This is a genomic window from Kitasatospora sp. NPDC059160 (assembly GCF_042755465.1).
Classification (GTDB): domain Bacteria; phylum Actinomycetota; class Actinomycetes; order Streptomycetales; family Streptomycetaceae; genus Kitasatospora.
Genome location: NZ_JBHZCN010000006.1, coordinates 18290 through 35082, shown reverse-complemented (window position 1 = coordinate 35082; position 16793 = coordinate 18290). Strand labels below are relative to the sequence as shown.

The window sequence follows — 16793 nt, the reverse complement described above, 5'->3', positions numbered from 1 at the left end:
CTCCTCAGGAGGTTCAGACGGTTCCGGTGTACTCGGTGAAGTGGTGTTCCGCGAACAGGTCGGGCCACTGGCCGTCGGCCAGGTCGAGTTCGCGGGCCCGGGCGAGCATCTGCCGCCAGTGCGGCTTCACCGGGCGCCAGCGCGCTCCGACCTGGCAGTAGGAGGCGTCGATGAAGTAGCGCGGCCGGCCCGGTCCGCCGTCGGGCGCCGGTCTGCGGGCGTGGAAGAGGGCCGAGTTGAGCAGCACGGTGGTGCCGGGCGGCAGCCGGTCGAGGACCACCTCGCCGGGCAGTTCGCCGGTGCCGTGGTGGGCGTAGGCGCCCTTGTCCGCGGTGCGGCGGTGCGAGCCGGGCAGCACGGCCAGGCTGCCGACCCGCTCGTCCAGCCCGGTGAGGTAGTGCAGCGCGTGGACCATCAGCAGCGACGGGTCGGAGCCGTCGTTGGGCTCGCAGTCGTGGTGCCACGGCTTGCCGGGGAGGTCGGGGGCCTGGCGGTCGCTGTGCAGGTGGTGGAAGACGAAGGACCGGCCGATCAGTCCGGTCAGCGCCCGCAGCAGCGGCGGGTGGGTGAGCAGTTCGCCGTGCGCGGGGAGCTCCAGCTCCAGCACCGGGGGCGGCCCGTTGCGGCGCGGGTCGGTGCAGGCGGCGATCGAGCGGGCCCGCAGGCCCTCGTCCACCCAGCGGTCCACCTCGGGGGCGAGGCGTTCGCGCAGCGCTTCCGGGAGCAGCCCGGGCAGGACCAGGTACCCGGACTCCAGGAACTGACGGCGGTGCTCGGCGTCGAGGGCCTCACGCCCGGTGGAGAAGACTGTCACCGTACCGACCCCCTCCTTCCGTTCGACGGGACGCACAGCGGGGCGTGGTGCGGGCTGGGAAGCTCATGGATCGGTCCAGACCTCGGGTGGCGGCGGTGTCGCCCGTCGTCGCCACGGACTGCCGAATTCGTGGTCACCACGAAGAGGAATGCGATGATCACTCAAAGTGATCCGCCCCAGGAGTATGAACCGGCCTTCGCGTCCACGACAAGACCAAAGCCAACCCGTGGTTACCTTCCCGCCACCGTGCCGTTCAGCTCCGGCCACCAGTCGATTCGCACCCCAACGGAAACTCCGGCGCTCCCCCGCCCCGATGATTCGCCGTCGGAACAGCGGATGCGGCAGAGTTGGCGGCATGAGCGTTGACGCCCGGAGTCTCCAGCACAGCCCCGGACCGGCCAGGCGGCGGCCGGTCCAGCAGCGCAGCCAGGAGCGGTACGGCCGCATCCTGGACGCCTGCGCCCGGCTGCTGGACGAGGTCGGCGCGACCGCTCTGACCACCAAGGAGGTCGCCCAGCGCGCCCAGGTGCCGATCGGCACCCTGTACCAGTTCTTCGCCGGCAAGGAGGACCTGCTGGCCGCCCTCGCCACCCGCAACCTCGACCACTACCTCCAGCGCCTGGACGACCGGCTGGCCGGCTCCGCCCCGGTCGGCCCGGCCGGGTTCACCGACCTCGCGGTGGAGGAGTTCGTCGCGATGAAGCGCGCGGTGCCCGGCTTCGGCCAGGTCGACTTCGGGCTCGCCGGTACGGCCGTGCCCTCCGGGGTGCGGAACGACAAGCACCTGCTGGACTCCGGTATGGACAACAACACCGCCGTCGCCCTGCGGCTCCAGGCGCTCGGCGGCGAACTGTTCGAGGCCGGCGACCCGGCGGCCACCACGCTCGCCCTGCGGGTCGCCCTGGAGGCGGCCGACGCGGTGCTCAAGCTGGCCTTCCGGGGGGACCCGCACGGGGATCCGGCGCTGATCGCCGAGTGCAAGCGGCTGGTGCGCGGCTACCTCGCGCAACAACTGCCCGCCCACTGACCCCCGTCCCTCCGGCCCGCCTCCGCCCCGGCCGCCCGAGCCGTTGCGAGGCCGTCCCCGGCGCAGCACAGTGGATAGCGCAACGGCCGCACGACCCGAGGAGCAGTCATGCACGCAACGGTTGGTGACCACATCCACATGTTCAGCCGGTCGATCGGCATGACGGACCGGAAGGGCGAGATCGTCGAGGTGCGCGGCGCCGACGGGGAGCCGCCGTACGTGGTCCGCTTCGAGGACGGCCACCAGGGCCTGGTCTACCCGGGACCGGACTGCCTGGTCGAACCGCGCCTGGCGGAACACTGACCCACTCCCCCACGACCCCGCTGCCCGGAGCGCTCGCCGGGCTCGCGCCACTGCTGGACCACTACGGGTACCTGGCGGTGGCGCTGCTCGTGCTGCTGGACAACTGCGGCGTCCCGGTACCCGGGCAGACCGTTCTGGTGCTCGCCGCGGTGTACGCGGGCACCGGGCACCTGGACCTCGCCGCCGTCCTGCTGATCGGGGCGGCCGCCGCCACCCTCGGCAACATGCTCGGCTACCTGATCGGCCACACCAGCGGGCGCGCCTTCGTCCACCGCTGGGGCCGCTACGTGCTGCTCACCCCGGCCCGGATGGAACGCGCCGACGGCTTCTTCGCCCGGCAGGGCGGCAAGGTCGTCACGGTCGCCCGCTTCGTGGACGGGCTGCGCCAGTACAACGGCATCATCGCCGGGACCACCGAGATGCCCTGGCGCCGCTTCGCCGTCTTCAACCTGCTGGGCGCGGTGCTGTGGACGGCCGTCTGGGGCACCTTCGGGTACGTCGCCGGGGCCAACATCGGTGCGGTCTACCGGACGGCGCTCCGCTACCAGCTCTGGTTCGCGATCGGACTCGGCGTCCTGGTCGCGGCGTTCCTGCTGCGGCAGGTGCTGCGCTACCGGCGCCGGCGCCGCGAGGACGCCGACGCGGGCAGGCCGTCCGACCGGCCCGAGGACCCCGACCGGCCCGAGGACCCCGACCGGCCCGAGGACTCCGACCGGCTCGAGGGCGGTTAGCCCAGCGGGAACACCTCGAACGGCACCGCGAAGCGCGTCCCCAGCCGGGTGCCCGCGCCCCGGCCGAAGCCCTCCAGGAACTCCCGGGCGTCCGCCATCGCCCCGCCCAGCCCGGCCAGGTACGCCTTGTGCTCCTCCAGCGAGGCGACGCCCAGGTCGAAGGTGTCGGTGGTGTCCACCGCGTGCCGGGCCTCGGGCGAGGCGGCCGCCCAGATCTGCCGGACGCCGTTCCAGGGCTGGTGGCCCTCGTCCAGCAGTTCGCGGAACACCCAGCGGTTGCCGGCGTCGCGCACGCCGTCCAGGGTGGCCCGGCCGACCGCGATGTGGTCGGCCTGGTTGAGGAACGTGCCGCCGTAGGTCTCCCGGAAGTTGCTGGTGATCACGATGTCCGGCCGGTGCCGGCGGACCACCCGGGCGATGTCGCGGCGCAGCGGCAGCCCGTACTCGACCACCCCGTCCGGGTGCCCGAGGAACTCGACGGTCTCCACCCCGACCACCCGCGCGGAGGCGCGCTGCTCTGCCTCGCGCAGCGGGCCGCACCGCTCCGGGTCCATCGAGTCGATCCCGGCCTCGCCGCTGGTGACCATCACGTAGACCACCTGCTTGCCCTGGGCGGTCCAGCGGGCGACGGCCGACGCGCCGCCGTACTCCATGTCGTCGGGGTGGGCGACGATCGCCACGGCGGTCCGCCAGTCCTCGTCGACGGGCTGGTAGGGCTCGGGCGCCTGCTCGGTCATGCTGCTCTTCCTTCACTCGCGGCTCGTACGGCTCTCGGTCACACCGTCGTACGGTCGTACCGCAGGCGACTCTAGAAGACCGCCCTCCCCACACCCCGTCAGACACCCCTCCCTCGCCGGGACTTGACCCCGACCCCGCGCGTCAGGGGTCGGCGTCCGGTCGGCCCGCGGCGGGAAAGGGCTCGCCCGGCACGCCGCAACGGGGGGTACGGGCGTGCCGGGCGAGGGCTGGGGGGGTGGACCGCCGGTCGGTCAGCCGGCCTCGGCGGCGAGCCGGGGTTCCGGCGCGGGCGCGGCGGGCTGCGGCCAGGTGATCCGGGTGGCGCAGAGCGAGACCACCGCGGCGGAGGCGGCGACGGCGGCCATGCCCCAGACCAGGCTGGTGCCGCCGGCGATGAAGCCGATCACGGCGGGGCCGGCCAGCAGGCCGGTGGTGCCCATCGCCGCCACCAGGGAGAGCGCGTCGGAGCCCTGGCGGGCGGCGGCGACGTAGACGCAGGGGGTGACGGCGGCGACGCCGAGGCCCACGCAGGCGAAGCCGAGCAGGGTCGGCACCACGCCGCCGGTCAGCAGGGCGAGGGCGAGGCCGAGGCCGGCCAGCAGGCTGCCGGTGCGGACGATCCGGCCGTCGCCGAAGCGGGTGCGCCAGCCGTCGGCGAAGATCCGGGCGCAGACCATCATCACCGAGACGACGGCGATGCCCAGCGGGGCGAGTCCGGCACCGGCGTCCACCACGTCCTTGAGGTAGAGCGCCGACCAGTCGTTCATCGCGCCCTCGGTGACGGTGCCGAAGACCATCGCCAGGCCCATCCAGAGGGTGGCCGCGGCCGGCAGGGCGAAGCCGCGACGGGTCTTCCTCCCGGCCTGCTCCGCGGGGGCGGCGGCCCCGTCCGGGTGCTCGGCCCCGTCCGGGTTCCCGGCCCCGTCCGGACGTTCGGCCAGCAGGCCCGGCCGGGCGGCCAGCGCCAGCACCGCCAGCAGGGCGGCGGCCAGCCCGAAGTGGACGGCGAGGCTGCCGGTGAAGGCGTTGACGCCGGAGGCCAGCAGGGCGGCCAGCAGCGAGCCGGCGCTGAACGTGGCGTGCAGCCTGGACATCGTGGTGCGCTCGAAGCGGGCCTCCAGGGCGGCGCCCTGGGCGTTCATCGCCACGTTCAGGCAGCCGACGGCGACGCCGTCGAAGAACAGCACCAGCAGGGTGACCGGGTAGTTCGGCACCACCGACAGGGCGAGCAGGACCACGCCCAGGGCGAGCGCCGACAGCACCGAGAGCAGCCGGGAGCCGAACCGCCGCATCAGCACCGCCACCAGCGGGAACGACACCGCCGCGCCGATCCCGCAGGTCATCAGCAGCAGGCCGATCTGGGCCTCGCCCAGGTCGAGCCGCGCCTTGAGCGCGGGCACCCGGGACACCCAGGTCGCGTACTGGAAGCCGAGCGCGAAGAACAGTGCGCCGATGGCCAGTTGGGAGCGGCGGAACTCGTCGCGCGCGGGGGAGGTCATGTGCATCAGCCCACTTCGGCTCTGGGTGCGGATCCGGGGGTCGGGTCCGCGGGGTTCGGGGCGCGGTCCAGCGGCTTGGCCATGTAGACGGCCGCGGCGCCGTAGCTCGCGGGCAGCCCGATCTCCGGCCGGGCGCGGTAGCCCAGGCCGGTCCACAGCACCTCGGAGCCGCGCACGGCGACCAGCGAGAGGGTGCGGTGGCCGGCCGCCCGGCCGCACTCCTCCAGGTGCCGCAGCAGCCGCGGGGCCAGGCCCCGGCCGCGCGCCCGCGCGGCGATCACCAGGTCGTGGGCGTGCAGGTTGCTCTCCGTGGTCCGCACCACGGCGCCCGCGGACGCCAGGCTGAGGTCCGGGCAGCGGAACAGCGGGTACGGCAGGGCGAGCAGGTAGCCGGCGAAGCCGTCCGCGTCCTCCAGCACGAAGCAGGTCGACGGCGAGGCGCGGTGCCGGGAGCGCAGCGCCGCACCGCCCTCGGAGAGGCCGCTGGCGGCGTAGGCGCGCTCCTCGGCGGCGATCACGTCCGGCCAGTCCTCCTCGCGGAGCAGCCGGATCCGGGTGTCGCTCATCCGCGCCCCTCCTCGGGGTGGTCGCCGCCGACGCAGGTGTACGGCAGCGGCGGGAAGCCGTTGAAGCCGCGGGTGGCGTAGGCGGTGGCGTAGGCGCCGCAGGAGTGGATCCAGACCGGATCGCCGGAGGCGAGCGCGTGCGGGACGCGCACCGCGCCGTCCTCCTGGGCGTACGCGTCGTCGCTGTCGCAGGTCGGGCCGGCCACCACGGCGTTGACGAACTGCCCGCCGGGGTGGGTGGGGAACTCCAGCCGGTACTGCAACTGGTCCATCTCGTACAGGCCGTTGAACTTCCCGCAGCTCAGGTAGAGCCAGTCCTCGCGGGTGCCGTCGAGCCGGTGGCGGGAGGAGAGCCGGGCGACGTGGGCGCGGATCGCGCCGTGGTCGGCGACCAGGTGGCGGCCGGGTTCCAGGACGAAGTCCAGCGGGGCGGCGTTGACGGCGCGCAGCCGGTCCATGCCCTCGCGGATCACCGTGAACATCTTGTCCAGCGGCGGTTCGAGCGGGCGGCCGCCCCGGTCGAGGACGCCGAGGGCGGGCAGTCCGCCGCCGAGGTTGATCCGGTCCGGGGTGATGCCGCGCCAGTTGAGCGCCTCCAGGACGGCGGCCAGCGAGTCGATCGCCGCGGTCCAGGCCTCGGCGGTCATCTGCTGGGAGCCGACGTGCACGGACAGCCCGGAGGGCACCAGCCCGGCCGTACGGGCGGCGCCGAGCACCCGCAGGGCGTCCTCGGGCGAGCAGCCGAACTTGTGACTGAGGCCCCACAGGGCGCCCTCGCCGGTGGTCGCGATCCGGCAGAACACCCGTGACCCGGGGGCGTGTTCGGCGATCGCGGCGACGTCCTCCAGGCTGTCGGTGGCGAACTCGCGCACGCCCAGCCGGTAGGCCTCGGCGATGTTGCGGTCGGACTTGATGGTGTTGCCGTAGTGGATCAGCCCGGGGGCCACCCCGGTGCGCAGCGCCTGGGCGATCTCCTGCGGACTGGCGGCGTCGAAGCCGGAGCCGAGCCGGGCGAGGTGGCCGAGCACCTCGTCGACGGGGCAGGCCTTCATCGCGAACCGGACGGCGACGCCGGGCAGTTCGGTGCCCAGGGCGGCGTACTGGCGGCCGATGCCGTCGAGGTCGTAGATGACGGTGTCCTCGGTGGCGGCGGCGAGCGCGGCCCGGAGGGCGGTGTGGTCGTGCTGGTCGGGCCGGGGCGCCCGGTCGGCGTGCACGGCGGCGGAGGCGGTCGGGGCGCGGTGGTTGGCCCTCCCCCGGTCGGCCCGCTCGCGCGGTTCGGCGGCGTGCTGCGCCCCGGCGGCGTGACGCTGCTCGGGGATGTGGCGCGGCTCGGCCGAGCGCCGGGGCTCGGCGGAGCGGTGCGGTTCGGTGGAGCGGTGCGGCCCGGCGGAGCGGTGCGGCTCGGTGGCAGGGCGCGGTTCGGTGGTCTGAGATATCACGTGTGAACTCCCGGTGCGGCTGGGCCTGTCCGGCGGATCTGGTCGGACCAGACCGCGGCGTCTGAGTGCGTGCATCGCAAGGCGGAGGATGGAGTCCATGCGGAGCACCGGCGACTGACGACAACGCAGCGAGGTGCGTGCTCAGGCGTCGCGGGCCCGGCCGGATCCGCCGGACAGGCCCTGACCCTGCAGCCGGTCGGCGGGGGCGGTCCGGCTCGCTCGCACGAGCGGGCCCCACGCGTCGATCAGCAGGGCGAAGTCCTCGATGTCGGCCTGCGCCCGGTCGAGCAGCTGCGCCCGTCGGGGCGCCAGGTGGTCGGCGAACTCGGCGTACTTTCCGCCGAGTTGCCGGTAGCAGCGGTCGAGCTCGGCGAGCCGCCGGTGGTTCTCGGCGCGGTCGGTCGTGGCGCTGCGGCGGGCGGAGTCGGCGATCACCCCGGGGCGGACGTGGTGGTGCTCGTCCAGCAGGGCGTCGCCGGCCCGTTCCATCTCGGAGTAGACGGGGTGGAGGTAGAGCATGGAGAGCAGGAACTTGGCGTAGCGCTCCTGGTAGGCGGTGAAGCCGGAGTCGGTGCGCCGTTCCGGGGTGTAGTAGTTGACGATGTGCCGGTTGTGGGTCACCCCGGGCAGGGTGGCGTCGTGCACCAGGTGGTGCAGGAAGTAGTCGCTGCCGATGGTGTCGGTGGCGGGCGGCAGCGGGACGCGTTCGTAGACCTCGTGGTCGAGGGCGATGTTGCACATGTCGATCCGCCAGATGTCGGGCCGGCCGAGCACGGCGCGGTCGACGGTGAACGGGTCGGTTCCGGCGCCGGTGAAGGAGTCGGCGACGAGTTCGCGCCGCTCCTGCTCGGTGGCTCCGGTGGGCGCCCAGAGCGCGACCAGGTCGTGGTAGACGTCCGGGTCGAGGGCGCGGATCTCGCCGAGGTCGACGGAGAGTTCGCCGATGAAGGAGGCGCCGACCAGGGCGACGGGCTTGTCGGCGTCGGCCGGGTCGAGGGTGTGCTCGGTGACGGCGGCGGCCGCGTCGGCGGCCTTGAGGCCGATGGTGGAGAGTTCGTGGTCGATCGGGAAGACGGGGGCGCCGTCGTGCCACTGGTAGCGGCTGTCGGAGTCGCGGCGGTGCACGGAGGCGCAGCCGAGGGCCGCGGCCAGCAGGAAGGCCCGGTTGGTGCAGGCGCCGTAGGAGACGGCGTCGGGCAGCATCAGGTCGAGCAGCCGGTCCGGGTCGGGGTGGGCGGTGCGCTCGATCACCTCGCGCAGGAAGGCGCGTTGGGCGTCCTCGTCGAGGTGGTGGGTGACCACGCCTTCGGTGGGCGGCAGTGCGGCGACGGCGGCGGCGTGCCGGGCGCGGTCCGCCGGGTCGGCGGAGTCGAGCACCAGGAGGTGCACCCGGACGCCGAAGGTCCGGGCGGCGTGCGCGGCTTCGGCGCCGACGGTGGTGATGGTGTCCGCGCAGGCGCGGTTGGTGGGCAGGGTCAGGCAGACGGCGTGCATTCCCGCTCCCCCGTGGGCTGCTCGGCGGCCGAGTCCTCGAAGGTCCGGCCGGTCCAGGACCGCAGGCCGAGCAACTTCTCCCCCAGTTCGGTGAGTTCGGCCGGTCCGTAGCGCAGGGCCTCGGGCCGCTCGGCGTCCCCGACCAGGGTGCGGTTCCAGTCCGGGGTGGCGAGGGTGCGCCAGGACTCGACCCGGGAGCGGCGCAGCGGCTCGGCCTCCTCCAGGGCGGGCATCATGGACAGGTACTGCACCGAGCGCACGCCGTTCGCGGAGGTGTTGGGGGCGACGCCGTGGGCGAGCAGGCCGTTCCAGATCAGCAGGTCGCCGGCCTTCAACTCGGGCCGGACGACCGGGAACTCGGCGCGGTCGATGTCGGGGCGGATCGGGTCGCGGTCGGCGGGCTGGGCGGCCTGCCACTCGTTGTGGCGGCGGAACAGTTCCGGGTCGCACTGGAAGCCGCCGTGGTCGGGGGCGGTGTCGTTGAGCGCGATGATGCCCTGGACGCGCTGGGGCAGCATGGCGCGGGTGGTGTCGACGTCCCAGTGCAGTTCGATGTCGAAGCCCTTGTCGGTGGGTTCGATCAGGGCGCGGTCGCGGTTGCGGACGTTCGGCGGGTTGAGGTTGAGCCGGTCGAGGGTGACCCAGAGCTCCTCGCAGTCCCAGACGTCCACGAAGGCGTCGTAGACGCGCTGCGACTGGCGGCTGTCCCAGATGAGTTGGTGGTGGTAGGCCTCGACGAAGCCGTAGATGTGCAGGTGCCGGTCGAGTTCGTCGCGGTGGTCGCGCTCGCGGTACCAGTCCTCGGGGCGGTCGGGCGACAGGCCCTGGAACTCCCAGGCGAAGTCGAGCAGTCGCTGCGCGGCCGCGGCCGGGATCGCCTGCCGGACCACGACGTGGCCGTAGGTCTGCCAGTGCGCGAAGTCCTCCTCGGAGAGCACCCGCAGCGGGTGCTTCTTGCGCAGTTCGCGCAGGGCGTCGGAGGCGAGGTAGCTCTCGGTGTCGGCACTGAAGTAGGGGCGCGCGGAGGCGGCCCGGTACAGATATTCCTCGGGGTGTTCGTCAGGGCTCGGCATGGGCGGTCACTCCGTGGTTCGTGGTCGATGCAGCGCGTTCCCGGGCGCCCGGTGCGGGCGCGGCGAGCCGGTGGCCGGTCGTCGGCCGGAAGGGGAATTCGGTGCGCGGACCGGTTCCCCGTCCGCATGCGCTCCTTCTCGCCTCGGCCCCCGAGCGGCGCACAACGCCACGTCAGGGGGCCAACTCACCCGTCCGGCAAGGGCACTCACCCCACATCAGCCTGCGCCGGACCGCGCTTCCCCATACGTTGGACTAGACCAACTAATGGTGTCAACCCTTTCCCGCAGGTTACCGATTGGGAATCAGCGCAGTTCACGGCGGTTCTGGAGGTTCGCTTTATGTTTCGGAGACTGACATAAGGCCGGGTATGTTTCGAGAATTGACATAATCGCGCGGAGGTGAACCCCACGCGCCCCACATCCGTTGCGCACGTACGTTGGGTCTGTGGCACGCACCCGGCCGGCACCTCCCCGACGGACCCGTCGCCGACCGGCACGGCCCCGGCCGGCCCCGCCCGGCTGGCTGACCGCGAGCCTGCGGCCCCGGGCCGCGCCGGTCCCCTGGGCCGCGGCGGCCCGCGCCTCGGTGGCGCTCGCCGCCCCGCTCGCCGTCGGCACCGCCACCGGCCGGACCGGCTACGGCGCGCTGGTGTCGATGGGCGCGCTGTCCGGGGTGATCGGGGACACCGCCGACGCCTACCGGATGCGGGTGTTCAACATCGCCGTGCCGCAGCTGTTCGGCGCCCTCGGGGTGCTGGTCGGCACCCAGGTGTTCGGCACCGGCTGGACGGCCGTGGTGGTGCTGACGGTGGTCGCGCTGGTGTCCGGCATGATCTCCTCGATCGGCGCGGTCGCCTCCGTCTCCGGCCTGCTCCTGCTGCTGAACGCCGTGGTCGGGGCCGGCCTGCCGATGCCCTCCCCGTGGTGGCTCCCGCCCGCCCTGCTGCTGCTCGGCGGCCTGCTGGTGCTCGCGCTGACCCTGCTCGCCTGGCCCTTCCGCGGCGGCACGCCCGAGCGCGCGACGGTGGCCGACACCTACCGGGCGGTCGCCGGACTGCTGGAGGCGGCCGGCTCACCCGGCTACGAGGACCGGCGCCGGGAGCTCACCCGGGCGCTCGACCACTCCTACGACCTGCTGCTGGCCCGCCGCGCCCGCCGGCACGGCCGCTCGCCCACCCTGGTGCGCCTGCTCGCCCAGCTCAACGCGCTGATCCCGGTGGTCGAGGGCGCGTCCGCGGCCCAGCTGCGCCCGCCCGCCGAGGGTCCGCTGCCGCCCGCCTACCCGGCGGCGGTGCGCGCGCTGGCCGCCGCCGTCGAGCGGCGCCCCGGCGGCCCGTCCCCGCCGCCCGGGCCACCCGGAGTCCTCGGGCTGCCCGAACTGCCCGAGCCGCGCGGCCCGTCCACCCGGGCACTGGCCGAGGCCATCGGGCACGCCGCCACCGTCGTGCACGAGGCCGACCCCGACCCGTACGCCGCCGACGACCGGCTCGGCCGGCCCGCCGGGCTGCGGGTACGGGCCCGCCGGACGGCCCGGGCACTGCTGCTCTCCGGCGCGTCCTGGCGGTACGGGCTGCGGCTGGCCCTGTGCATCGGGCTCGCCCAGGTGCTGGTGTCGGTGATCGCCGTGCCACGTTCGTACTGGGTCTCGCTGACGGTGACCTTCGTGCTGAAACCGGACTTCGGCTCGGTGTTCTCCCGCGCGGTGCTGCGCGCGCTCGGGACGGCCGCCGGGCTGCTGGTCGCCGTGCCGGTGCTCGCCGAGGTGCCGCACGGCTGGTGGGACGTCCCGGTGATGGCGGCGCTCGCCACGCTGATCCCGGTGCTGTCCGCGAAGGGGTACGCGTTCCAGACCGCCGCGATCACCCCGGTCATCCTGATGCTCTCCGACCTGCTCAACCACCAGGGCTTCCACCTGGTGCTGCCCCGGCTCTACGACTCGCTGATCGGCTGCGGCATCGCCCTGCTGGCCGGCTACCTGCTCTGGCCGGAGTCCTGGCACACCCGGATCGGCGACCGGCTGGCCGACGCCGTCCAGGACACCGCCTCGTACGTCTCGCTGGCCTTCACCACCGCGCCGGGCCACGACGAGCCGGCCCGGGCCCGCTACCGGCGCCGGCTCTACCGGGACCTCTCCGCGGTGCGCAGCGAGTTCCAGCGGGCGCTGACCGAGCCGCCGCCGGTCGGCGCCCGGGCGGAGGCCTGGTGGCCGCTGGTGATCGCGGTGGAGCGGATCGTGGACACCACCACCGCCACCCGGGTGCGGGTCGAGCACGGGGCCCCGGCGCCGACCCCGGCCGAGGTGGGCGCCGTCGCCCGGGAGCTGACCGACCTCGCCGAGGCGCTGCGCACCGGCGCGCCGCTGCCCCCGGGCGACCCGGACCCGCCGGCGCCGGACTGCGCGCTGGCCCGGCTGCACCACGAGGTGCACGCGGCCCGGGCGGTCGCGGCCTCCTGACCGGCCCGCCGCGGCGGGCCGGGGCCCGCGCCGGTCAGTCCTGGATCCGCCGCCAGGGCCGGTCCGCCTCCAGCTCGTAGGCCAGCTCCAGCAGCAGCCGCTCCTGCCCGTGCGCGGCCGACAGGTGCACCCCGATCGGCAGGCCGCCCGGCGCCGCCCCGGCGGGCAGCGCGATGCCCGGGCCGCCGGTCACGTTGTTGACCGGGGTGAAGGCGACGTAGCGCAGCAGCCGGTCGACCAGCTCGTCGAAGGCCACGTTGGGGCTGAGGTGGCCGATCGGCGGGGCGGTGTGGGCGAGCACCGGGGAGAGGATCGCGTCGTGCTCGCGGAAGATCCCCGCGTACACGGCCTCGGCCCGGCGCAGTCGGCGCAGTACGCCCGGGGTGCGCCGGAACTCCGCCCGGAAGCCGTTGCGCAGCCCGGTGGTGAGCCCGTCCAGCTTCCCGGCCCGGAAGCTCGGGTCGAGCAGCACCCGGCCGGTGAGCGCGATCACCCAGGCGATGTAGCCCCAGTACGCCAGGAAGTCGCGGGAGAACTCCTCGCCGAAGGGCAGGGTGGTGGGCACCACCCGGTGCCCCATCGCCTCCAGTCGGGCGGCGGTCTCCTCGACCACCCGGCGGGTCGCCTCGTCGGTCTTGGCGGTGGGCGAGTCGACCACCAGCCCGATCCGCAGCCGGCGCCCGCCGGGGCCCTCGACCAGGCCGAGCGGGGGCAGCCGGGGGTTGCGGTGGTGGCGTTCGGCGGCGGCGAAGAAGGCGGCGGTGTCGCGCACCGTACGGGTCAGCACCCCGTCGGTGACCAGGTCGATCGGCAGTTTGCCGCCCTGGGCGTTGGTGACCAGCCGGCCGCGGGTGGGCTTGAGGCCGACCAGGCCGCAGCAGGCCGCCGGGATGCGGATCGAGCCGCCGCCGTCGTTGGCGTGGGCGATCGGCACCACTCCGGCGGCGACCAGCGCGGCCGCGCCGCCGGAGGAGGCGCCGGGCGAGTGGGAGGTCTTCCAGGGGTTGCGCACCGGCTGGGCGGTGGCGAACTCGGTGGAGGCGTTCAGGCCGAACTCGGGCAGCCGGGTCTTGCCGAGCACGGCCAGGCCGGTGGACAGCAGCTGGTCGGCGAAGGGCGCGTTGCGGCGGGCCGGGCGGGCGCGGAAGGCCTCGCTGCCCATGCCGGTCGGCAGGCCGCGCAGGTCGACGTTGTCCTTGAGGTAGGTCGGCACGCCCCAGAGCGGGCCGTCGATGCCCGCCCGGCTGATCCGGGGCCGGTCGTGGGCGGAGTGGGCGACGGGCAGCAGCGCGGCGTCGATCCGCCCGGCGCGGGCGACGGCGGCCGCGACCAGCTCCCGGGGGTGGGTCGCACCGGCCCGGACCAGGGCGGCCAGTGCCACGGCGTCGTGTGCGCCGAGGGCGTCGTCGGTGAACGCGTGGGCCCGCTCGTCGGCCATCCCAACTCCCTACCGGTAGTACCGAACTGACTGGCGGTACCAGCCGGTAGTACCAGCCGGTAATAGTGCGGAGCTCGCAGTGTAGGCGCGCGGCACCACGCGCGGAAACCCCCTGCGCCCGCCCCCGGAACCGCCGTCCGGGCCTCCGGCGCTCCCGCCCCGCCCCGAGCGCCGACCGGCCGTGCCAGGCTCCGCACCGGGCTCCGGTCCGGGTTCGGTGCCGGGGTGTCAAGGCCGCCCCGGCGCACGGGCGTTCGGCCTGCGCCCCCGCGTTCACCCCACCCGCCGTTCGCGGACCGTTTCACCGGCGGCCGCCGGGAAAGATCACCGACGCCCGACCGACCCGCCCTCCCCTAGGTGACGCCCGTGCCCACCCAGTACCGTCCCACCGCCCGCTACACCTCGGCCACCGCCCCCGGCGCGCTCCCCCTGCTCGGCCACGCCCCCGCCCTGCTCCGCAACCCGCCCGACTTCGTGGCCGGCCTGGCCGCCCACGGCGACCTCGTCCGGATCCGGCTCGGCCCGCTCACCGCGTACGTCGTCTGCCACCCCGACCTGGTGCGCCGCCTGCTCACCGAGGACCGCACCTACGACAAGGGCGGCATCGTCGTCGAGAAGGCCCGCGAGGCCTTCGGCAACGGCCTCGCCACCTGCCCCGCCGCCGACCACCGGCGCCAGCGCCGGATGCTCCAGCCCGCGTTCCACCGCGACCGGCTGCCCGGCTACGCCGCCCTGATGGCCGAGGAGATCGCCGCCACCACCGGCGGCTGGCGCGACGGCGACGTGGTCGACGTGCCCGCCGCGATGTACCGCCTCTCCACCGCCGTCACCGCCCGCTGCCTGTTCGCCGCCCACGAACGGGCCGGCTCGCTGCCCGTCCACGCCGCCATGGACCAGGTCGCCCGCGGGGTCGCCCGGCGGATGGTGCTGCCGCTGCCCGGCGCCGACCGCGTCCCCACCCCCGGCAACCGCCGCTTCGCCCGCGCCCGGCGGGACCTCCGGGAGATCACCGACCGCCTGATCGCCGACTACCGCGCCGCCGGCACCGACCACCACGACCTGCTCTCGATGCTGCTCGGCGCCCGCGACGAGGACGGGCGGGGCCTGTCCGACGACGAGGTCCACGACCAGGTGGTCACCTTCCTGCTAGCCGGCATGGAGACCACCGCCGCCACCCTCTCCTGGGCCTGGACCCTGCTCGCCGCCAACCCCGCCGTCCGCGAGCGCCTGCACACCGAGCTCGACACCGTCCTCGACGGCCGCCCCGCCCGCCACCAGGACCTGCCCGCCCTGCCGCTCACCGCCCGGATCGTCAGCGAGACCCTGCGGCTCCACCCGCCGGCCTGGATCCTCAGCCGCACCACCACCACCGCCACCGAGCTCGGCGGCCACCCCCTCCCGGCCGGCGCCACCGTCCTGTACAGCCCGTACCTGCTGCACCGCCGGGCCGACCTCTTCCCCTGCCCCGACCGCTTCGACCCCGACCGCTGGCTCACCACCGCCCGCCCGGCCCCCGGCATCTACACCCCCTTCGGCCTCGGCGCCCGCCGCTGCATCGGCGAGGCCTTCGGCAGCACCGAGGCCGCCCTCGCGCTGGCCGGCATCGCCGCCCACTGGACCGTCACCCCCACCCCCGGCAGGTCCGTCCGCCCCCAGCGCAGCGCCTCGCTCTCCCCCCGCCCGTTCACCGCCACGCTCGCCCGCCGGATCCGCTGAGGGCCCCGCGAGCATCCGGCAGCGCGGTTCGGTACTGTCCCGAGGAGGCCGGCCGCATCCGGGCCGGCCGGGACCAGCCGCTCGACCGGGACACCATCAGAACATGAACGCTCGACCCCCGTTGGGGCTCCTCAGCACGCTGCTGCGCGCCGTCCGCACGTACCCGCGGCGCTCACCGCTGACCTTCGTCTACGTCGCGCTGCTGCTCCTCGGGCACGCCTGGGTCGAGTACGGGCTGACCGAGGAGCAGGCCGACGACCTCCGGGCCTACATCAGCACCAACCTGGACAACCTGCACGACCACCCCGTCCGCGCCCTGGCCGGCAGCGCCCTGCTGTACGACGGCACGCTCACCGACATCACCTCCACCGGCTTCGGCGGCACCCTGATCACCCTGGGCCTCGGCATCGTCGTCGGCCTGGCCTGGGCCGAACGCCGCTTCGGCACGCCCCGCGCCGCCGCCGTCTTCCTCGCCGGGCACGTCGGGGCGACCCTGGTCACCGCCCTGGTGATCCTCTTCGCCCTGCACCAGGGCTGGTACCCGGAGAGCGTCCGGGCGGCCTCCGACTACGGCATCAGCTACGGCGCCCAGGGCGCCCTCGCCTTCGCCACCCTCGCCCTGCCCCGCTGGGCCCGACTGCCCTGGGCCGCCTTCGTGCTCGCCTGGCCGCTCACCGGCGACGAGGAGTGGCCGGGCCCCCTGCCCGAGTTCACCACCGTCGGCCACCTCCTCGCCGCCGCGCTCGGCTTCGCCCTGGCCGCCGCCACCGCCCGCGGCCGACGCCGTGCCACCGCCCCGGCCGCCGCCCGCACCGGCGGCTGACCACCCCTGGGCGGGGCCGGGGGCGGCCCGGGTCCGTCGGCCCGAAGCCTGCGGCCCGCAGGCGGCAGGCAGCAGGCAGGCGGTCAGCGCGGCGGGCGGCGCTCCTCGGCGAGCGTGGCCAGCAGCCGCTCGATCGTCGCCAGCCGCTCCCGCAGCTCGTCGACGTCGCCCTTGGTCGCGCTCCGCTCGGCCTCCCGCAGGGTGACCAGCAACTGCCCGTCCGGCTCCAGCCGGGCCCGCGCCACGTCGCTCACGTCGTCGCCGTTCTGCACCCGGATCGCGTGCTCCAGCTCGGACGGGCGCAGCGCCAGCTCGCGCAGCGCGCCGGGCACCAGCGCGCCGTCGCGGACCACCGTGGTGGGCGCCCCCTCCAGGATCCGCGCGGCCCGCGGATCGCGGGCCAGCCAGCGGGTCACCCCGGCGTTCACCGCGATCAGGGTGACGGCGCCGATCGCGCCGCCCAGCAGGCTGTTGTCGTTGCCGATGATCGCGTTCTGCACCACGTTGGAGAGCAGGAACACGACCACCATGTCGAAGGTGTTCAGCCCCGCCAGCCCGCGCTTCCCGGCCAGCCGGAACAGCACCAGGATCAGCACGTAGACGGCGATCGTCCGGAGGACCTTCTCCACGATCGGAATCTGGACGACCACCAGGTCATGCCACACGGCCCCGCT

The 16793-nt window shown here is 74.7% G+C and carries 15 protein-coding genes; 6 read left to right on the top strand and 9 right to left on the bottom strand.

Annotation, left to right across the window (positions count from 1 at the left end):
* Positions 1 to 13: 13 nt before the first annotated feature.
* Positions 14 to 814: a phytanoyl-CoA dioxygenase family protein gene (locus ACFXOZ_RS03875; RefSeq protein WP_380587152.1), complete on the bottom strand. Its 801-nt coding sequence runs from the start codon at positions 812 to 814 to the stop codon at positions 14 to 16.
* 355 nt (positions 815 to 1169) lie between these two features.
* On the opposite strand from ACFXOZ_RS03875, the gene ACFXOZ_RS03870 reads away from it, so the two are divergent.
* The 3 genes from ACFXOZ_RS03870 (at position 1170) to ACFXOZ_RS03860 (ending at position 2875) form a co-directional block, all read left to right on the top strand.
* A complete protein-coding gene (locus tag ACFXOZ_RS03870) occupies positions 1170 to 1841 on the top strand; it encodes a TetR/AcrR family transcriptional regulator (protein WP_380396104.1) in 672 nt (223 codons plus the stop codon).
* Between the two features lie 108 nt (positions 1842 to 1949).
* On the top strand, positions 1950 to 2144 hold the full coding sequence (locus ACFXOZ_RS03865; RefSeq protein ID WP_375886149.1) for a DUF1918 domain-containing protein: 195 nt from the start codon (positions 1950 to 1952) through the stop codon (positions 2142 to 2144).
* 77 nt (positions 2145 to 2221) lie between these two features.
* A complete protein-coding gene (locus ACFXOZ_RS03860; RefSeq protein ID WP_380587149.1) occupies positions 2222 to 2875 on the top strand; it encodes a DedA family protein in 654 nt (217 codons plus the stop codon).
* On the opposite strand, the gene ACFXOZ_RS03855 is transcribed toward ACFXOZ_RS03860, so the two are convergent.
* The 6 genes from ACFXOZ_RS03855 to ACFXOZ_RS03830 form a co-directional block, all read right to left on the bottom strand.
* Complete coding sequence (locus ACFXOZ_RS03855) at positions 2872 to 3612, bottom strand: PIG-L deacetylase family protein (RefSeq protein WP_380396101.1); 741 nt, start codon at positions 3610 to 3612, stop codon at positions 2872 to 2874. The genes ACFXOZ_RS03860 and ACFXOZ_RS03855 overlap by 4 nt on opposite strands.
* A gap of 252 nt (positions 3613 to 3864) precedes the next feature.
* Entirely contained in the window at positions 3865 to 5118 is a 1254-nt protein-coding gene (locus tag ACFXOZ_RS03850; RefSeq protein ID WP_380587146.1) for an MFS transporter, read from the bottom strand.
* Complete coding sequence (locus ACFXOZ_RS03845) at positions 5118 to 5678, bottom strand: GNAT family N-acetyltransferase (protein ID WP_380587143.1); 561 nt, start codon at positions 5676 to 5678, stop codon at positions 5118 to 5120. Before ACFXOZ_RS03845 ends, ACFXOZ_RS03850 begins: the two co-directional genes overlap by 1 nt.
* On the bottom strand, positions 5675 to 6895 hold the full coding sequence (locus ACFXOZ_RS03840; RefSeq protein ID WP_380524780.1) for a type III PLP-dependent enzyme: 1221 nt from the start codon (positions 6893 to 6895) through the stop codon (positions 5675 to 5677). The genes ACFXOZ_RS03845 and ACFXOZ_RS03840 overlap by 4 nt, the downstream gene beginning before the upstream one ends.
* Before the next feature lie 366 nt (positions 6896 to 7261).
* Positions 7262 to 8614 (bottom strand): DUF6271 family protein, encoded by a 1353-nt coding sequence (locus tag ACFXOZ_RS03835; RefSeq protein ID WP_380524748.1) that lies wholly within the window; start codon positions 8612 to 8614, stop codon positions 7262 to 7264.
* Positions 8596 to 9687, bottom strand: coding sequence for a phytanoyl-CoA dioxygenase family protein (locus ACFXOZ_RS03830; RefSeq protein WP_375886136.1), 1092 nt, complete (start codon positions 9685 to 9687; stop codon positions 8596 to 8598). The genes ACFXOZ_RS03835 and ACFXOZ_RS03830 overlap by 19 nt, the downstream gene beginning before the upstream one ends.
* 523 nt (positions 9688 to 10210) lie before the next feature.
* Between ACFXOZ_RS03830 and ACFXOZ_RS03825 the strand changes: the two genes are divergently transcribed.
* Positions 10211 to 12142: an FUSC family protein gene (locus ACFXOZ_RS03825; protein WP_380587292.1), complete on the top strand. Its 1932-nt coding sequence runs from the start codon at positions 10211 to 10213 to the stop codon at positions 12140 to 12142.
* A gap of 34 nt (positions 12143 to 12176) precedes the next feature.
* Here ACFXOZ_RS03825 and ACFXOZ_RS03820 read toward each other — a convergent pair whose 3' ends face one another.
* On the bottom strand, positions 12177 to 13580 hold the full coding sequence (locus ACFXOZ_RS03820) for an amidase (protein ID WP_380587140.1): 1404 nt from the start codon (positions 13578 to 13580) through the stop codon (positions 12177 to 12179).
* A 366-nt stretch (positions 13581 to 13946) separates the two neighbouring features.
* On the opposite strand from ACFXOZ_RS03820, the gene ACFXOZ_RS03815 reads away from it, so the two are divergent.
* Positions 13947 to 15296 carry a cytochrome P450 gene (locus ACFXOZ_RS03815; protein WP_380587137.1) on the top strand — a complete coding sequence of 450 codons (1350 nt, stop codon included), beginning with the start codon at positions 13947 to 13949 and terminating at the stop codon, positions 15294 to 15296.
* Positions 15297 to 15399: 103 nt separating this feature from the next.
* A complete protein-coding gene (locus tag ACFXOZ_RS03810) occupies positions 15400 to 16119 on the top strand; it encodes a rhomboid-like protein (protein WP_380524751.1) in 720 nt (239 codons plus the stop codon).
* 83 nt (positions 16120 to 16202) lie between these two features.
* On the opposite strand, the gene ACFXOZ_RS03805 is transcribed toward ACFXOZ_RS03810, so the two are convergent.
* Positions 16203 to 16784, bottom strand: coding sequence for a DUF421 domain-containing protein (locus ACFXOZ_RS03805; protein ID WP_380587135.1), 582 nt, complete (start codon positions 16782 to 16784; stop codon positions 16203 to 16205).
* Between the last annotated feature and the right edge of the window lie 9 nt (positions 16785 to 16793).

Excerpts from the sequence above, each read along its gene's own strand:
- ACFXOZ_RS03870 (WP_380396104.1), top strand. The coding sequence starts at position 1,170 with ATGAGCGTTGACGCCCGGAGTCTCCAGCACAGCCCCGGACCGGCCAGG.
- ACFXOZ_RS03865 (WP_375886149.1), top strand. The coding sequence starts at position 1,950 with ATGCACGCAACGGTTGGTGACCACATCCACATGTTCAGCCGGTCGATC.
- ACFXOZ_RS03855 (WP_380396101.1), bottom strand. The coding sequence starts at position 3,612 with ATGACCGAGCAGGCGCCCGAGCCCTACCAGCCCGTCGACGAGGACTGG.
- ACFXOZ_RS03850 (WP_380587146.1), bottom strand. The coding sequence starts at position 5,118 with ATGCACATGACCTCCCCCGCGCGCGACGAGTTCCGCCGCTCCCAACTG.
- ACFXOZ_RS03845 (WP_380587143.1), bottom strand. The coding sequence starts at position 5,678 with ATGAGCGACACCCGGATCCGGCTGCTCCGCGAGGAGGACTGGCCGGAC.
- ACFXOZ_RS03835 (WP_380524748.1), bottom strand. The coding sequence starts at position 8,614 with ATGCACGCCGTCTGCCTGACCCTGCCCACCAACCGCGCCTGCGCGGAC.
- ACFXOZ_RS03830 (WP_375886136.1), bottom strand. The coding sequence starts at position 9,687 with ATGCCGAGCCCTGACGAACACCCCGAGGAATATCTGTACCGGGCCGCC.
- ACFXOZ_RS03820 (WP_380587140.1), bottom strand. The coding sequence starts at position 13,580 with ATGGCCGACGAGCGGGCCCACGCGTTCACCGACGACGCCCTCGGCGCA.
- ACFXOZ_RS03810 (WP_380524751.1), top strand. The coding sequence starts at position 15,400 with ATGAACGCTCGACCCCCGTTGGGGCTCCTCAGCACGCTGCTGCGCGCC.